The organism is Aliikangiella litoralis, assembly GCF_052495765.1.
Window position 1 is genome coordinate 799,068 of record NZ_CP199292.1, and the last position, 17,885, is coordinate 816,952.

Sequence of the window (17,885 nt, forward strand, 5' to 3'; positions counted from 1 at the left end):
ATGGAATTAAAACGGTCATCATGATGTATCGCTGTTTGCTAACCGCTATTTTGTTTGTTGGTATAAGTGCTTGTGGTTTTCAGCTTCGTGGAACAGGGCAGGCTTTGTTGATTAATCAATCTGTTGTGGTGATCAGTAAAACGCCTTTCGGAGAGTTTGAAAAAACTCTCCGCCAAACTATCAGCGAGTCTGGTGGCGTTATTTCAAGTGAGCCGACGAGTTCATCATTCAATGTGAAGTTAGTGAAACTTGATATTGAAGAGCAGGGGGTGAGTCGAGATAGTTCGGGTCGTGCGAGCGAAATTATTTTACGAGCGACATTGCATTATCAATTATTTCGCGAATCTGACTTACCTGCAAAGAATAAAGCAACACTCAGTTCTCAAGCGAGTTTCAATGAGGTGCGAAATATTAAGACTAGTCAAAGTTATTTTCAAGATTATCGGAATCCTATTAGTAGTCACAATCAGTTAAAAGAAACTCAAAAAGCGATTTATCAAATACTGTCTCGTCGTTTAGTCCAACAAATTAAACGGAGTCTTTAATTGAGCTTACCTGCTATCAATATTATTGCTAGTGATGAACCTTTACTGGTGATGGAGGCTTGTGACAAATTGATATTACAAGCTAAACAGCTGGGGGTACATGAACGAAAGATAGTTGATGTGGTCGATAAGTATAATTGGGCAGAACTACTTGCTGATAGTGGTAGTTTAAGCTTGTTTGCTGAAACTAAATTAACTGACATTCGTTTTAGCAAAATGCCAAATAAAGAAGCGCAATCTGCATTAGTAGCGCTTTTGCAGAGCGCAGATAATGAGAACTTATTTTTGATTCGCTTTCCTAAACTCGAAAAGCGTCAAAAGACTACTAAGTGGTTTAAGGCAATTGCAGCTAATGCCACTCTACAAGAACTGTGGCCACCTAAAGCTTATGAATTTGTTGGCTGGATAAAACAGCGTGCTCAAGCTGCTGGAGTTAATCTCTCTGCTGATGCCGCTCAAATGCTGGCAGAGCAAACAGAAGGGAATTTATTGGCAGCCAAACAAAGCTTGGATAAGCTTAACTTGCTTTATCCTCAGCAGCTTATTGAGCTCGATTTAATTAAAGCGATTATTTCTGACAATGCGCGTTATTCCATATTTTTGTGCTTGGATGAAGCTCTATCGGGAAAAGGAGAGCGTGCCGTTAGGATGCTGAAAAAGTTTCAGCAAGAAAACTTGCCTCCAATCTCAATATTAGTGAATTTAACTCGTGAAATTGAGTTATGTCACAATACTTCAATGGCGGGGCTAAACGGTCAAAATCCAATGCAAGCATTAGCAAAAACGTTTCTTTGGGATAGTAAGAAACGGTTAATTGCAAGTGCTGTCAGTCGGCTTCCACCAGGAGTCTGGCAGAAGCTACTGATACGGTGTGCTTTCCTTGATCGCTTGGTCAAAGGGCAGGAGAAAGGGAATATATGGCAAGAGTTAGAGCTATGTTTATGGATGATCGCCGGGCAACGTATTTGGGGGCGGCGTGCTAACTAGCCTAAGTAATTAATGAACAATTCAACTATTCAGTTTGAGTTTTTATTTGGTGGTACTTTTGATCCGGTTCATTATGGACATATTGGAGTGATTGAAGCGCTGACCCAATTATCTCCTGATATTCCTATAAGATTACTGCCTTGTGCAATTCCTGCACTAAAATCTTTACCACAAACAACATTTCAACAGCGTGTAGAGATGTTAGAGTTGGGGGTTAGCAATTATTCTTCGGTCATTATTGATCAGAGAGAGCAATTAAGAAGTAAACCTTCCTATACGTATGAAACATTGGAAATGTTGCGGCAGGACTATTCTAATAAGCGATTTTTTTTAGTCATGGGAATGGATAGTTTACTAAGTCTCAAGCAATGGTTTCAGTGGAAATCTTTATCTCAAATATGTCATTTAGTGATTGTTAATAGGCCGGGCGTAACAATATCTCAAGCAGAACAAGCCTGTAAAGCGTGCGGTTTTTATTTGGAGCAAACGTTTGAAAAAGTGACTTTGTATCCTGTTGGTCGCTGTTTTTTATTAAAAATGCCTGAAAAAAAGCAATCTTCAACAGAAATTCGCCATTTAATTAAGAATAAACGAACGTTGGATTCAATGCTACCCCAGAGTGTTATAGAATACATCCGTAATAACCACCTATATGAGAGTGAATAGTTTTAATGCAAGGTAATGAATTAAAGAGTTTTGTCCTGGAACAGTTAGAAGAAATAAAAGCACAAGATATTAAAGTCATTGAAGTGAGTGAAAAATCTGCTTTGACAGATTTCATGGTAATTTGCAGTGGTACTTCCAGCCGTCATGTTAAATCAATTGCTGTATTGTTAATTAAGGAAATTAAAGCCAAGCAAATTCCTATTATTGGCGTCGAGGGCGAAGATGTTGCCGAGTGGGTTTTGGTTGATGTTGGTGATGTTATCGTTCACATTATGTTGCCAACTACCCGTGATTATTATCAATTAGAAAAATTGTGGGAACAGTAGTCTTGTTGTGTATTGATGATTGAGTTATTCATAATGACTAACCACTCGACATTATGGACAAACAAGACTGTCGTAATCAATGAAAATTAAACTAATTGCTGTAGGCACAAAAATGCCTGATTGGGTTGAAAAAGCCTATTATAGTTATGCTCAGCGTTTACCTAGAGACTGTAGTTTGGAACTCTTTGAAATTCCTGCTGCCAAAAGAACCAAGAATCAATTGGCTAACCAATGGATGGAAAAAGAAGGGCTGCAAATCCTTAAAGCTATCGAACCTTCTGATTGGGTCGTTGCACTCGATGTGCAAGGTAAAAGTTGGAGTACACAGCAGTTGGCAAAAGAAATAACTCAGTGGCAATTAAAAGGGAGTAATGTCGCCCTTTTAGTTGGTGGACCTGATGGCTTGGCGGCAGGTTGCTTGTCGCGAGCAAATGCTCGTTGGTCGTTATCAGCCCTTACTATGCCGCATCCTCTCGTTAGGGTTGTACTTGCTGAAGCGATCTACCGTGCCTGGTCTGTTACTGTTAATCATCCGTATCATCGAGAGTAGTGGTACAGTAATAGATGATTAAGTCTAATAATAAATACAACTCTAGCTCCTTCAAAGACCATTACCAAGAAAGAAAACTTCTGATACACCGCTCAATTATTGCTTTTGTTTTTGTGGCTTTAATGATGCTGTGCTTACTGATTAGAAGTTGGTATTTACAAGTGATACAACATGATGATTATCAAACCCGTTCGAATATTAACCGTATCAGTGTACAGCCTATTTCACCCAAACGGGGGTTGATTTATGATAGAAACGGGGTTTTATTAGCTGAAAACCGTTCAATTTACTCTCTTGAAATCATTCCAGAAAAAGCAGGCGATATTAATGATACTTTAAATCGGTTGAAATTAATTGGGTTGATTGAGGATAAACATGGAGATAAGTTCCTTAGCGATTTAAAAGGTCAACGGCGTTTTAAGAGTTTAGTCGTTAAGAATCGTCTTACTGAGCTTGAAGTTGCCCGTTTTGCTGTTAATAGTCATGATTTTCCCGGAGTAAAAATAGAAGCTCGTTTAATTCGCTATTATCCATTTGGTAGTATGCTGGTACATGCTTTGGGGTATGTTGGGCGAATAAATGACCAAGAACTTGCTTTAATCGATCAGGCTAATTACAAAGCAACAAGACATATTGGCAAAGTAGGGTTAGAAAAATTTTATGAAGGCCAATTACATGGGACTGTTGGTTTTAGGCGGGTAGAAACTGATGTTAGAGGGCGTATTATCGGTAAGCCTTTGTTTGAAAAACCACCTGTTCCTGGAAATAATTTAAAGTTATCGCTAGATATTCGGCTGCAAAAAGTTGCTGTTGATGCTATGCGGGGTATGCGGGGTTCTATCGTTGCCGTTGATCCCAGAAATGGTGAAGTCTTAGCGTTAGTTAGTAATCCTGGTTATGATCCTAATGAGTTTGTGACAGGAATTTCGAGCAGTAACTATCGCAAATTAACTTCATCAAAAGATCGACCTCTATTTAACAGGGCCTTGCGAGGTCTTTATTCTCCAGGTTCTGCTATTAAGCCGCATTTAGGCTGGGCTGGCTTAGATTCGAAACTCATTACTTCTCAATCAACGGTTTACGATCCAGGTTATTGGATTATACCTAATGATGAAAAACGCGTTTATAGGGACTGGAATCCTAGAGGGCATGGTGAACGAGTTAATTTACAAACTGCAATTATTCAATCATGTGACCCTTATTTTTATAATCTCGCCTACCGGATGGGAATAGACACTTTATCGAAATACATGAAAAGCTTTGGGTTTGGTAGTTACACCGGGATTGATATGGGAGAAGAAGTACCAGGCATAATGCCATCCAGAGAATGGAAAAGAAAAGAGCGAAAGTCACAGTGGTATCCGGGAGAGACCGTTATTACTGGTATTGGACAAGGTTACTGGATAGCCACACCGTTACAATTAGCAAACTCTATTGGGCAGTTAGGCATTGCTGGCACTCGTTACCAGTTGAGGCTGGTCAGTTATGTGCAAATTGCAGAAGAATGGCAGAAAGTTCCTTCACTAATTGCAGAAGAACAAGCTGATTTTTCAAACGCCGATAATGTTATGGCTGTCCACCGAGCCATGAGAAAAGTTACACAATACCCCAAAGGTACTGCTAAAAAAGCTTTCCGTGGGGCCAAATACGAATCAGCAGGAAAGACTGGTACCGTTCAGCTAGTCACTCAAAGTGAAGAAAAATATGATGAAAAAAAGGTAGCTAAGAATTTAAGAGATAATGCTGTTTATGTGGGCTATGCGCCTTTTAAATCTCCAGAAATAGCGCTGGCTGTTGTATTAGAAAATGAAGGGCATGGTGGTGATAAGGCCGCACCAATTGCTCGTAAAATTCTAGATGAATTTTTTCAAAATCGTGAAATTGAATTGAAACGGGTGGCGGATACTAGTCAAAATACTGCGTCTGAATTAGCTCAGCGAGAAGCGCGTTAATGGCATTAATTGATTATGATAATTCCGATCGCCGCGGCAAGAGCTTGGCTCAACGTCTGCACTTTGATTTGCCGTTAATAGCCGGACTGTTAGTACTTGTCGGTTTTGGCTTATTAGTGCTTTATAGTGCTTCAGGTGAAAGCCAGGCACAGTTAAACCGCCAAATAGTGCGTTTAACTCTCGCCTTTGCTGTGATGGTTTTTCTTGCCTGGATACCACCTAGAGTTTATAAAAAGTGGACGCCATTTGTTTTTGGAATAGGTGTGTTACTACTAATCGCCGTTGTTTTTCTCGGTGATAAAGGTAAAGGGGCGCAGCGTTGGTTAGATTTTGGTGTGTTCAGATTTCAGCCTTCAGAAATTATGAAGTTAGCTGTCCCCATGATGCTAGCGTGGTACTTCTCTGAACGTTCACTTCCCCCCAAATTTAATGAATTATTGGTGGCGGCTGTTTTAATTGCCGTGCCAACAGGACTTATTATGATACAACCCGATTTAGGTACTTCACTGTTGATTGCCTGTTCTGGTGTTTTTGTAATATTTCTTGCTGGGATCCGTTGGCGAATTATTGCGGCTTTTTTTGTTGTCGTTCTAAGTTATTCTCCTATTCACTGGTTATTTGTAATGACTAATTATCAAAAGCAACGAGTGTTCACTTTTTTAGAACCAGAAAAAGATCCATTAGGTAGCGCTTATCATATCATCCAGTCAAAAATAGCTATTGGTTCTGGCGGGTTGAGAGGCAAAGGTTGGCTCGAAGGAACGCAATCACAGCTAGAGTTTTTACCAGAAAGAAATACTGATTTTATTTTTGCAGTATTGGCTGAAGAGTTTGGCTTTTATGGAATTGTTATTTTACTGTCTATTTATTTGTGGATTATAGGGCGAGGTTTTTTTATTGCCGTTAAAGCACAAGAAACTTACACACGATTACTCGCAGGCGCGATCACGCTCACGTTTTTTGTTTATGTATTTGTTAATATCGGTATGGTGTCGGGTTTGTTGCCTGTGGTTGGTCTACCGTTACCATTGGTCAGCTATGGTGGAACCTCAATGGTCACGTTGATGGCATCTTTTGGTATTTTAATGGGTATACAAACGCATAAAAAGCTAATGCCTGGTTAAATATCAGCTCAGTGAGTTCAGGTATTTTGGTAATCTGTCTGGACTGATTACCAAACGAAAAATAAAAAGGTAAAAAATTAAATGATAAAAAGTAAATTTTTGACTGGCGTAATGTTGATTGCGAGCATGCAACTGTCAGCAAGTGACTATAAGCCGTTGGTTAGTGAGGAGAAGGTAGCTCAAGATATTAATCATTTTGCAAAAAAAATGGCAAAAGAGCATCAGTTTGATGAAAATGTTATTGCGAATAAATTATTAAAAATGTCGCATCGTAAAGATATTATTGCCAAGATTACTAAGCCTGCTGAAGGTATGCCTTGGTATAAATATCGTAAAATCTGGATGAAAGATAAACGTATTAAAGCGGGCATTGACTTCTGGCGACTGCATGCAGAAACCTTGGCTAAAGCAGAGGCTGAATATGGTGTTGAACAATCAATCATTGTTGGTATTATTGGTGTAGAAACCTTTTTTGGTCGTATTCAAGGGAATTATCCTGTTATAGAAGCTTTGCATACACTTGGCTTTTATTATCCTAAACGCTCAGCTTTTTTTCGTTCAGAACTTGAACACTATTACTTGTTAGCGCGTGATCAAGGTTGGGATATTGATGATGTAAAAGGTTCATACGCTGGGGCGATGGGAATGGGGCAGTTTATATCTAGCAGTTATAGAGCTTATGGCGTTGATTTTAATAAGGATGGAAAAGTGAACTTATTTTCTGATCCTGTTGATATGATTGGTAGTGTGGCTAACTATTTTAAGCAGCATAAATGGAAGAAAGGTGGATTTGTTGCCGAACCAGTCGCAATAACTGCGAATCAAAAAAAATTAGTGCAGACTGATTTGGCGCTTAACCACTCGCTTGATGCATTAAAAGCCGTTAGTGTTAACATTAAATCACTGGAAAACAGAAGTAATAAGGGAGGAATCTTCGCATTTGAACTAGCAGATAAAAAATATGAGCATTGGCTAGTTGGAGATAATTTCTATGTGATTACACGCTATAATCGCAGTTCAATGTATGCACTTGCCGTTTTTCAGTTGAGTCAGGCCATTAAAGCCGAATATCAGTCTGTAAGGGTTCTGGCAAACAGGTTTCTAAATAAAGGTTAATTGAATTTGAGAGCAATGATTAATCACCAGATGTTTCAACGTAGTTACAAGGCTTTATTAGTCACTTTGTTCAGTGGGGTTTTAAGTGGGTGTTTGACCTTTCCTACACATGAGGTAGAAAAAGAAGATTCTGCTCCTGTTGGCGGGATTGATTGGGCTAAAGTAAAAACCGTTGTGCCTAAGCCCGAAGCAAAAAGTCGTTATGGCAATCCCGATTCTTACGAACAAGATGGTCGAGTCTATAAAGTTTTAGCTTCCGCAGATAATTATAAGTATAAAGGCGTTGCCAGTTGGTATGGAACTAAGTTTCATGGTAGACGCACCTCTAGCGGCGAAGTTTATGATATGTTTAAAATGACTGCTGCTCATAAAACGCTTCCTATTCCTTGTTATGCCACAGTGACCAATTTGGATAACGGTAAACAGGTGGTTGTTAAAATTAATGATAGAGGGCCGTTTAGAAAAAACAGAATTATTGACTTATCTTATGCTGCGGCCCATAAATTAGGTATGGCTAAAAAAGGTACTGCTAATGTCCTTGTTGAAACAATTACATTTTCTAAAAAATTGAGCTATTCACAAAATTTAGCTAATGGAGAAAAACGCTATGTTCAAGTAGGCGCTTACTCTAATCATGAAACCGCACAAAAGCTAGCAAAAGTTTTGGATAGAGAAATTAGTTTGCCAGTTAAAATTACTCGGGTTTCTAGGAATGGTACTCAATTATATCGGGTAAGAATTGGCCCTGTTCCCACTCAAGATGTTGCAGAAAAGCTTGTTTCTACCCTTAGCATAAAGGAACTCGGTCAACCTTCAATTGTCTATCAATAAGAAAGTCTAACAACTCTTCGTACTTGTCGAATCGCTATCGACAAGTGTTTTAGGGTGTTATAATCGCTTCTATTCGCATTTTGGTCTTCCTTGATAGCGCTTAATTTTTCGGATAAAAAATGACAAATCAATTTTTACATATAAAAAGATACTTACTAGTTTTTTTCACCGCTTTTCTTGCTTTTTCTGTTCAAGCAATTACACCAAAAGCCCCTTCTCTGGCAGCAAAATCCTACGTTTTGATGGATTATGAGAGTGGAAAAATCATTGCACAGAATAATCCTGATTTACCTGTTGCCCCAGCAAGCTTAACTAAAATGATGACTAGTTACGTTGTTTCTAGCGAATTAGCCGCAGGCAATATTACATTAGATGATCAAGTGACTATTAGTCATAATGCTTACGCACAAAACTCAGTGTTTAAGGGAAGCTCTTTGATGTGGCTTGAAGTCGGTAAGCAAGTATCGGTATCGGATTTGATTAAAGGCTTAATTATTTCCTCAGGCAATGATGCTGCTGTAGCACTATCAGAGCATGTGGCTGGGACTGAAGGAGCATTTACTGAGCTGATGAACCACCATGCACAAAAGTTAGGGATGCAAAATACACGCTTTGAAAACTCTCATGGATTATCAGCGAAAACTCATAAAACGACAGCTAGAGACATGGCTATTTTAGGCATGGCATTAATTCGTGATTTCCCTCACGAATATGCTTTATATAAAGAGCAGGAATACACTTATAATAATATTCAGACCTATAACCGACACCCACTATTGTCTGATCCTAGTCTTAATGTCGATGGGATCAAAACTGGCCATACGCAAGAAGCAGGTTATTGCCTGGTATCGTCCGCAGTTAAAGAGGGTATGAGGCTAATCTCAGTCGTAATGGGAACTGCGAGCAAGAATGCCCGAAAAGTTGAAACTAAAAAGATACTTTCCTATGGATTTCGCTTTTTTGAAACCGTTAAGCCTTTAGAAGCTGGCAAGTTATTACATAAGTCCCGTATCTGGATGGGAGAAGTTAATGAAGTTGAATTAGGAATAGCCGACGATATTTATGTCACTATTCCCCGAGGTAAGGTAAAGGCTTTAAAGGCACATTATGTGATAGAAAAAGACCTCAGTGCTCCGATTCGAAAAGGCCAGCGTGCCGGTAAAGTCTTTTTTCAATTGGAGGATGACATGATTGCTGAATATCCACTCGTTGCTCTGCAAGCGGTTAAAGAAGCCGGTTTTTTTGGACGGACAGCAGACTCAATTAGCCAATGGTTTAATTCGCTGTTTGAATAGCCTAATAAGTTTCACAACAACAAAATATAGAGCAGTTAAGTATTTGTATCTGACTATAGGCTAAAATAAGATTAACGGATAGAGTAGACGTTTTGCGGGAATTATCCAAATGAGTAATGATTTAACCAACAATGGTTCAGATAATGAATCAGAAATTGAAGAACTCTGGCAGTTTCCTTGTCAGTTTATGTTTAAAGCGATGGCTATCGCTAAGAATGGGATAGAAGATGAAATCATTGCGGTTATCCAGCAACATATCCCAGGCGACTATACACCCAAGTTAAACCCTAGCAAAAATGGTACTTATGTGGCGGTTAGTGTGACTTTTTTAGCCACTTCAAAGCAGCAGCTAGATGAGATTTATTTAGCTGTTAACGCTATAGAAGATGTCAAGTTTTGCCTATAAATCAATATATTACAGTTTAGTTTAATGTCTGATTTCAGCAAAGAAACTCCGTTGCACGATAGGTTAATTGTAAGGCAATTAGGACGCCACGAATATACCAGTGTGTGGCATGCCATGCAGGTATTTACTGATAAGCGTAATGATGCAACGATAGATGAGTTATGGTTAGTTGAGCATGATCCCGTTTTTACCCAAGGACAAGCCGGTAAAGCTGAGCACATTTTAGCACCGGGTGACATTCCTGTTGTGCAGGTTGATCGGGGTGGTCAAGTGACTTATCACGGTCCAGGGCAGCAAGTCGCTTATTTTTTAATAAACTTACGTCGTAAAAAGTTGGGTGTCCGTGAGTTGGTGACGGCAATAGAAAATGCAGTAGTTCAGTTACTCAAACTATATAATATTGATAGTGCACCTAAAGCCGATGCCCCTGGTGTTTATGTCAATAATGAGAAAATATGTTCACTCGGCCTAAGAATACGTAAAGGCTGTTCGTTTCATGGGTTAGCATTGAATATTGCCATGGATAAAACGCCCTTTAGCCGAATTAATCCTTGTGGCTATGCGGGGATGCAAGTAACTCAAGTTTCGGAACTTGGTGGCCCTAGTGATCTATCTCAAATAGCTGACAATATGGTTAAGGCTATAATGAATAGTTTAAGCTATCAGCATGTTGAGTGGGCTGATAAGAACCAAATAGACTTTGAGAAATCGCAATAATCATTGATAATGGCGGTTATTGAGCGGATTTAAACACTTTTGGCGTCATAAAGCCTTTTTTAAAGTCCCTTTTTATATTAACAGTTAAGCTGAGCTGCTAGTCAGTATAAGCGATTTGAGGTAGTAAGATGCGAAAAGGTGAGCAAATACCTATTGTTGTCAAAAGCGGTAACAAATTTGAGACTGAGCATGGCTTTTCCGCAATAAAAAATGGCATTAAACAGCGTAAGAGTGGACACCCTGAAGCGATAGGGCGTAAACCAGAATGGCTGAAGGTGCAACTACCCACTGGCGGAAAATACCAGAACATGAAAGAGAATGTTCGTGGTAATCGATTAGCAACCGTTTGCGAAGAGTCTATGTGTCCTAACATTGGTGAATGTTGGAGTGCAGGTACGGCAACCATCATGCTAATGGGCGCTGTTTGTACTCGGGCTTGTCGCTTTTGTGCTGTTGACACTGGTAATCCTAACGGCTGGTTAGATAAAAATGAACCTCAAAATGCTGCTGATTCAGTGAGTGCAACAGGCTTAAAATATATAGTATTAACCTCAGTTGACAGAGATGATTTAGAAGATGGTGGCGCACAGCACTATGCTGATTGTGTAAAGGCGATAATAAAAGCAACACCAACAATTAATGTTGAAGTGCTAACCCCCGATTTTAAGGGGAATTTAAAGTACCTGGAAACAGTACTTGACTCTGGTATTAAAGTTTTCGCGCAAAACTTGGAAACCGTAAAACGTCTAACTCATCCTGTTAGAGATCCGCGTGCCAGTTATGAAACAACCATGGCCTTACTTGAACATTCAAAAAAATATCGCCCTGATATTTTAACTAAAACAAGTTTGATGCTTGGGCTAGGCGAAACGGATGACGAAATTATGCAAACCATGGAAGATTTGCGTGCTATCAATTTAGATATTGTCACTTTTGGCCAATACCTAAGGCCAACCCCCAATCACTTACCTGTAGAGCGTTATGTCCCTCCGGCTGATTTTGATAAGTATCGTCAGTGGGGATTAGAACTTGGTTTTAAAGAAGTCGTTTCTGGACCTTTTGTTCGTTCTAGTTATCGGGCTGAAAAAGCGCTTGAAGGGAATAATGCGGGAATTAGTAATCAGTAAATATTAAAAACGAAGCTCCTATTCTGTTAATTTTTTGGCTGACACAATGCCATTTTTTGTCATAGTCTAATTTTAACTGGTTGAGTTTTTTAGCCAGTTGAAATTTTTGATAATGTCTGAATTTTATTATTAATTGTCCGAATATTGCTATCTGCTATTTTTGTTTGCTGACATAATGCTGTTTGAATTAATCGATAACTTTTTTAAGAAAGATTAAAACAATTAGCAGCATTGATTTTAAATATAATCTATTTTAAGCTGACGGTCGATTTTTATTTTATATAAGCTTTTAACAAAGCGGTTTGATTATTTTATTTCTAATATAGGAAATTTTATGCGGATCAGGAAATTAGTCTATTTAACATTAAGCTTTAGTCTTTTCACCACTGTGGCTTCACTCACCGCTGCTCCCGATGACCCCGTCGAAGAGTTTGATAAAACCGCCGATAAAAATATATTAGCGCGCTTAAAAGTCTCCGAAGACATTACCCCACATACTGTTGATTTGTTAGGTGAACGAATTGACATGAATTCGGGCTCAATCAGTTTTCATCAAACCGACATTTCAATCCCCGGTAATTCCAATTTAGAAGTTGCCTTACGACGTGTTTTTCGAGGCGCACAATATGTGTATATGAACAAAGCAGAATTAGGCGATTGGCAATTGGATATTCCTCATATTCATACTTCACTCTATCGAAAAGGTTTTGGTATGACGGGCTCGTGGGGAGAGAATAAAGAATGCTCAGGTCCGTTAAATCCAGGGCCTACGACTTTCCGTGGCAATTTAATGGATAGCTACCAATATTGGAATGGGGATTCACTGAATATTCCTGGCGTGGCAAATGATAAATTACTCGAACCCTTCGATGTGTTAATGGAAGAACCTGGTGACAAAATTAAATATCGGCGAGTGACTAAAAGTAATTGGCGGATTGAATGTATTCCAAGATATGACTCAGCAGGCACACAAGTGGGTGAAGGGTTTAAAGCGCATTCACCGGATGGAAAAGTTTATACTTTTGCACAACTCAAAATTTTACCCGGTGTGCCAAATAATCCGAAAGAAGGCTTTAAGTTTGAAGCTTTTATGTTGGTGACCAAAGTCGAAGACCGATTTGGAAATACGGTTAACTATCATTATGATACCAGTGCTCGATTGACCGCTATTCAAGCCAATGATGGTCGTTTGATTACCTTGTCTTACACCAACCCCGATGATTCAAAGTTAATCACGCAAGTGACCGCCAATGGCAAAAGCTGGACGTATCAATATACAGGGAGTCAATGGGAGAAAACCTTAAAAAAAGTGGTGTTACCGGATGGCCGCTTTTGGGATTATGGGCTTTATAGTATTGGTCACTCCAAAGTCCTTTCACAAGGCAATATGAATTGTCAATTTTCAGGGCCAAACCCCAATACCATTATTGGTGTGATTACTCACCCTGATGGTGCTAAGGGGACTTACTCGTTAAAAGAAACACTCCATGGTCGTAGTTATGTGGCTAAGATCCGGACTTCTGAACCTGCGCAATGGGCGTTGCCAAAATGTTTTGCCAACTTTTCAGTCATTAAGAAAACATTGACTGGACCACAAATTAACGAAATGCAATGGCTTTATTCCTATTCGAGTAATAAAGGTAATTTCGACGATGAAACTCCAGGCGCAGCGGAAAAGCTTAACATCACTAATTTACCTGCGGGGGTTGACGCGGTGAATTATAAAACCACCACCGTGACTTCACCGGATGGGAGTAAAATGCGTTACTACTACAACCGTGATTGGCGAAGCGCATTTGATGGACAGAATATGGCCACCGAGTACTTTGATACGGATGGAACAACCCTATTGCAAACGGTGCTTAATGACTATCAACAAAGTGATGAGATGATTGGTAATCCCTCAATGCAGTTTGACAATACACTTCCTTTTAGATATCGCGCTAACTTAGCCAAACGCACCATCATTGATAATGTTCATAATGATAAATACTACACCACCAATACGCAGTTTAACAAATACGGTGCGGTGGAAAAGTGGCAGGAATCAAATACTTTATCAGCAGCGCGTTATCTGCAAGTGGATTACTTACAAGACCACGGCAATTGGATTTTAAACTTACCGACATTAAGAAAAGCGTCCAGTGATAATATCAATTGGGTGACTTATAAAGAAACCAGTTATTACACTAGCGGGAGTAAAAAATCCTTACCTTATCAAAGCAAAATCATGGGACGTTGGATAAGTCAAAACACAGACTACCATGCCGATGGTAATGTGAAACGAATTGATTATAACGGTAGTAATCGTTATGAAATTTATGAGAATTACAAACGCGGTAAAGCACAAAAAATCACTTTGCCTTGCTCAAAAAATTCAGCGTGTAGTACCGCCAATGGCAGTACCAGCAATACCACAATCGCCTTACTCGAAATCAACGATGATGGCACCACTAAAAGCACCACGGATTTCAAAGGCAATAAAACCAACTACCAATATAACGCGGTTGGTTGGCTAACCAAAGTTGATCCGGTTGATACTCAGTGGGCGGATACCACCATTAGCTATCAAACGGTGACCACTGCGGATGATGGGATTAGCGGCAGCGGCGTTAAAGTGGGTCAAATGAAACAAACCATTACCCGAGGTGATTTTGAAAAAAGAAATTATCATGATGGTTTGTTCCGATTAGTTTTTTCGCGTGAACTGGATAAAACGAATACGGCCACCACTCGCTATCATCGAGCGGCTTATGATTTTCAAAACCGAAAAACCTTTGCATCATTTCCTTCAAGCAGTTTAACTGCCGATAAAGGGACGCAAACGGTTTATGATGCATTGGGGCGAACCACATCAGTGACGCGTAATACCGATAATGCGACCACGAGTTATAGTTATCTGGCACAAAATAAAGTACGTGTGACGGATGCAGAAAACAATCAAACAACCACAAAATATCAAGCGTTTGGTGCACCCAGTCAATCGAGAGCCACGCTCATTGAATCACCGGAAAATGTCTCCACGAGCATGAGTTATAATTTATTCGGTCAGATAGAAACGATTACGCAAGGCGGGATAACTGAAAAACGTTTTTATGATGGTTATTATCAACTGTGTAAAAAAGTCAGACCGGAAACGGGTAATACGGCTTATGGCTACAATGCGCAACGACAAATGGTTTGGGGCGCTGAAAATGCCTCCGGTTCGAGTACCACTTGTGATGCATCGAGTGTGTTAGCCAGTGAAAAAACGCAGATGAGTTATGATAATCTGGATGTGATTGCCTTAGAAAACTATCCGGATAGTGCACCGGACAGAGTTTACACCTATGATGAAAATGGGGCGTTAACCCAATTAGCAACAGGCGCTAATGTTTGGAATTATGCTTATGATAGTGCGGGTAATTTAGATTTTGAACAACTCACGGTTGATGGCAAAAACTTCCTTTTGGATTACAGTTACAACGCCTTAGGTCACTTGACTGAAGTGAAATATCCTTCACAAAGAATAGTGGCCTTTGCACCGAATGCCTTAGGTCAACCCACTCAAGCAGGCACTTATGCAAGCGCGGCCATTTATCATCCGAATGGTCAGATAAAAACAATGACCTACGGTAATGGTACAAAGAGAACCGTTGCTTTAGACACTACAGGAAGAGTTGATTTAATCAATGATACTTATGGTAGTACACCTATTCTTTCTTTAGACCCTTCGTATGATTTAGTAGATAACATTAATGATTTAGTTGACGGTGTTGATTCTTCTTATAGTTTATCAGCGTTTAGTTACGATGGTTTAAACCGTTTAAAAAGTGTTAACGGAAAATGGGGTACTGCTAGTTTTAATTACGATGATCTAGGCAATATTTTAAAGAAAACACAAGGGAGTCAAGTGATTGATTATCATTATGATAATTCAAATTTATTAGCCTCTGTGAGCGGTGCGTTTAATTATACTTTTGGTTATGACGGACGAGGTAATGTAACCAACAATGGTCGTTACGGATTAACTTTTAATCGCGCGAATCAAATGGTTTCTGCTAAAGGGATTACTTATGTTTATGATGGCCATAATCGGCGTATAAAACAGGTTAAGTCCGATGGTACTCATTACACCGTTTACAATCAGGCGGGTCAGTTAATGTATCGACAGAAACCGAATGGTGATCACGTTGATAGTATTTATCTGGGTAAACAATTAGTCGCACAAGCTGCTCATCGTGGCACAGTGTCAAATAACTAGGAGGGCAAGAATATGAAAATTTTAAATCAATTATTAGTTAGCTTATTTTTGCTTTGTGCAGTTGTTGTTAATTCATCTGTAAATGCGGCTGAATATGATGAAAGTAAGCAGGTGTTGGTACCTATTGGTGTGAGTGACATCACTATTTTTATACCGGTTGTTTCTAGTGTGAGTCAGACGTTTGCTGATGAAGCGATGGGGATAGATAACGGTTACGATTTTAGTTGGTCTGAGGTGAATGATGCCACTTATTATGAAGTCATTATTACTGACGAAAATGGCAAGAAAACTGTTGTTAAAGTAACCGGTTTACAGCTACGTTATGCAAGTTTTCCACTGGGTACAAATCAGGTCAGCGTGAGAGCTTGTAATGCAAGTGATCAATGTGGTCTGCCTGTTGTGTTAATTGAATCATTGGTCATTAATGAACAAATTACTTATCAACATACCGACTTTTTAGGATCACCTTCAGTTGAAACAGATACTGCCGCGTCGGTGGTTTCTCGTTCACATTATGAGCCTTTTGGTAAACGCCTGGAAGGTAAGAAAGAAGGGATTGGTTTTACCGGACATCTGGAAGATGAAGAGCTTGAGCTGACTTATATGCAGGCTAGGTATTATGATCCGTTGATTGGACGGTTTTATAGTAATGATCCTGTAGGATTTGATAATGTTCATAATTTTAATCGGTATACTTATGGGAATAATAATCCGTATAAGTATGTTGATCCAGATGGAGAAGTTTCTATTACAGCTGTTCAGAGATATACGGGAACAATTGGGGACCAACAGCTCAAATGGGGGCTGAATATCAAGTTGGAAACTAGTAAGGTAGAGTATGCTTCTAACAAAGCTAATAAGTATGCTGCTAAATCTATTAAAGGGCTTACTGGGTTGGTTATTAAGAACGAAGTTAAAGAGAAATTTTTGAATACGCCTACTGGGCCAAAAGGTGATGGTGCTGATATGAGTTCTGTTGTTGAAATTGATACTAAGTTGGAAGCTCAAGGGCTACGTGAATCTAGTTGGAAAGGGGATTTTAGTACATCGCCTGAAGAGTTTACCAAGGTTTATGATGGACTGAGTAAAGAAAATAAGGCTAAATTTAAGGCTGTACATGGACAGTCTGCCTATGGAATGGTACGAGAAGCAAAAGCAAAATATAACAAATCTCTTGACAAAAAAACTGATCCTTCGCAACTATATCAAAATGATGAAAAGTGAGTTATTGGATAGCTATGCATATTAAAAAAATTATCGTCATATTATTTATATTGATTTTAGGGTTATTTGCGGCTGAAAGTAAGTGGCTAGCAGAGTACCGTGCTGGTAAGGTTGTAGATACGTTTTTAATAAAAGTATTTACGGAAGTTGATAAGATTTATTTTGCTGATAAATCATATGCTAAGCATCGTGGCGGTAATGTAATGACTAAACATTTGGATGGGCTAGGAAACTTTATTAGGGAATATGGAATACTTAAGGCTATTAAATATTCTAGCGGGGAGTTAATTGAGTCTAAGGAGTTAGGGAAGGCAGTATTGATGGCAAATTATATTGTTGTTGCCGATTTTGAGAAAAAAGACCTTGTCAGATTTGGCGTTACACTTATTTATTTCAATGGTGAATGGCTGTTTTATGGGTTTAGTCATTTACCATACACCCAAAAGGCTAAGGAAATTTTACAGCGCTAAAATAATTGAAATAACTAACTTCACAGATTTGAATGAACGAATGTCATTAACTCTAAAGAAAAAGAGAAACCTTAAAGTTATTCTTAATTGTTTTGTTGTCGGTTACATGTTGGCTATTGGGGCCGCTACAGCCTGGTAGGTTGGGTTGGCTTTATCAACCCAACAACATTATTGGTTGAAAAGAATCATTTAATTGAAAGGCTGTTAACGTTTGTTGGTTTAATAAAAAATGATTTATATTTTTTAAACCAGCCTTTCCTTGTTTTCGTTGGGTTCAAAAAACGAACCCAACCTACCGCGCTAGTA

16 protein-coding genes are annotated in these 17,885 nt (G+C 39.1%); all 16 read left to right on the top strand.

The window, feature by feature from the left end:
- Positions 1-20 precede the first annotated feature (20 nt).
- The 16 genes from ACT5E3_RS03435 to ACT5E3_RS03510 all read left to right on the top strand — a co-directional run bounded on the left by ACT5E3_RS03435 (position 21) and on the right by ACT5E3_RS03510 (position 17,579).
- Positions 21-545: an LPS-assembly lipoprotein LptE gene (locus ACT5E3_RS03435; RefSeq protein WP_444996912.1), complete on the top strand. Its 525-nt coding sequence runs from the start codon at positions 21-23 to the stop codon at positions 543-545.
- Positions 546-1,532: a DNA polymerase III subunit delta gene (holA, locus tag ACT5E3_RS03440; RefSeq protein ID WP_444996913.1), complete on the top strand. Its 987-nt coding sequence runs from the start codon at positions 546-548 to the stop codon at positions 1,530-1,532.
- A 12-nt stretch (positions 1,533-1,544) separates the two neighbouring features.
- Positions 1,545-2,198 carry a nicotinate-nucleotide adenylyltransferase gene (gene nadD / locus ACT5E3_RS03445; RefSeq protein WP_444996914.1) on the top strand — a complete coding sequence of 218 codons (654 nt, stop codon included), beginning with the start codon at positions 1,545-1,547 and terminating at the stop codon, positions 2,196-2,198.
- A 5-nt stretch (positions 2,199-2,203) separates the two neighbouring features.
- Positions 2,204-2,524 carry a ribosome silencing factor gene (rsfS, locus tag ACT5E3_RS03450; RefSeq protein ID WP_444996915.1) on the top strand — a complete coding sequence of 107 codons (321 nt, stop codon included), beginning with the start codon at positions 2,204-2,206 and terminating at the stop codon, positions 2,522-2,524.
- A gap of 79 nt (positions 2,525-2,603) precedes the next feature.
- Positions 2,604-3,074: a 23S rRNA (pseudouridine(1915)-N(3))-methyltransferase RlmH gene (rlmH, locus tag ACT5E3_RS03455; protein ID WP_444996916.1), complete on the top strand. Its 471-nt coding sequence runs from the start codon at positions 2,604-2,606 to the stop codon at positions 3,072-3,074.
- A 14-nt stretch (positions 3,075-3,088) separates the two neighbouring features.
- Positions 3,089-5,026, top strand: a complete 1,938-nt coding sequence (gene mrdA, locus ACT5E3_RS03460; protein WP_444996917.1) for a penicillin-binding protein 2 — start codon at positions 3,089-3,091, stop codon at positions 5,024-5,026.
- A complete protein-coding gene (rodA, locus tag ACT5E3_RS03465; RefSeq protein WP_444996918.1) occupies positions 5,026-6,150 on the top strand; it encodes a rod shape-determining protein RodA in 1,125 nt (374 codons plus the stop codon). Before mrdA ends, rodA begins: the two co-directional genes overlap by 1 nt.
- An 81-nt stretch (positions 6,151-6,231) precedes the next feature.
- The gene (gene mltB, locus ACT5E3_RS03470) at positions 6,232-7,266 is read left to right on the top strand and encodes a lytic murein transglycosylase B (protein WP_444996919.1); all 1,035 of its coding nucleotides are present in this window, start codon (positions 6,232-6,234) and stop codon (positions 7,264-7,266) included.
- Between the two features lie 15 nt (positions 7,267-7,281).
- Complete coding sequence (locus tag ACT5E3_RS03475) at positions 7,282-8,097, top strand: septal ring lytic transglycosylase RlpA family protein (RefSeq protein WP_444996920.1); 816 nt, start codon at positions 7,282-7,284, stop codon at positions 8,095-8,097.
- 119 nt (positions 8,098-8,216) lie between these two features.
- Entirely contained in the window at positions 8,217-9,392 is a 1,176-nt protein-coding gene (locus ACT5E3_RS03480) for a serine hydrolase (protein WP_444996921.1), read from the top strand.
- Positions 9,393-9,501: 109 nt separating this feature from the next.
- Positions 9,502-9,798: a DUF493 family protein YbeD gene (gene ybeD / locus ACT5E3_RS03485; protein WP_444996922.1), complete on the top strand. Its 297-nt coding sequence runs from the start codon at positions 9,502-9,504 to the stop codon at positions 9,796-9,798.
- 24 nt (positions 9,799-9,822) lie between these two features.
- Complete coding sequence (lipB, locus tag ACT5E3_RS03490) at positions 9,823-10,515, top strand: lipoyl(octanoyl) transferase LipB (protein WP_444996923.1); 693 nt, start codon at positions 9,823-9,825, stop codon at positions 10,513-10,515.
- A 128-nt stretch (positions 10,516-10,643) separates the two neighbouring features.
- Positions 10,644-11,642, top strand: coding sequence for a lipoyl synthase (lipA, locus tag ACT5E3_RS03495; protein WP_444996924.1), 999 nt, complete (start codon positions 10,644-10,646; stop codon positions 11,640-11,642).
- Between the two features lie 334 nt (positions 11,643-11,976).
- Positions 11,977-15,885 carry an RHS repeat domain-containing protein gene (locus ACT5E3_RS03500; RefSeq protein WP_444996925.1) on the top strand — a complete coding sequence of 1,303 codons (3,909 nt, stop codon included), beginning with the start codon at positions 11,977-11,979 and terminating at the stop codon, positions 15,883-15,885.
- 12 nt (positions 15,886-15,897) lie between these two features.
- Positions 15,898-17,109 (top strand): RHS repeat-associated core domain-containing protein, encoded by a 1,212-nt coding sequence (locus ACT5E3_RS03505; protein WP_444996926.1) that lies wholly within the window; start codon positions 15,898-15,900, stop codon positions 17,107-17,109.
- 14 nt (positions 17,110-17,123) lie between these two features.
- The gene (locus ACT5E3_RS03510) at positions 17,124-17,579 is read left to right on the top strand and encodes a hypothetical protein (RefSeq protein WP_444996927.1); all 456 of its coding nucleotides are present in this window, start codon (positions 17,124-17,126) and stop codon (positions 17,577-17,579) included.
- Positions 17,580-17,885 lie beyond the last annotated feature (306 nt).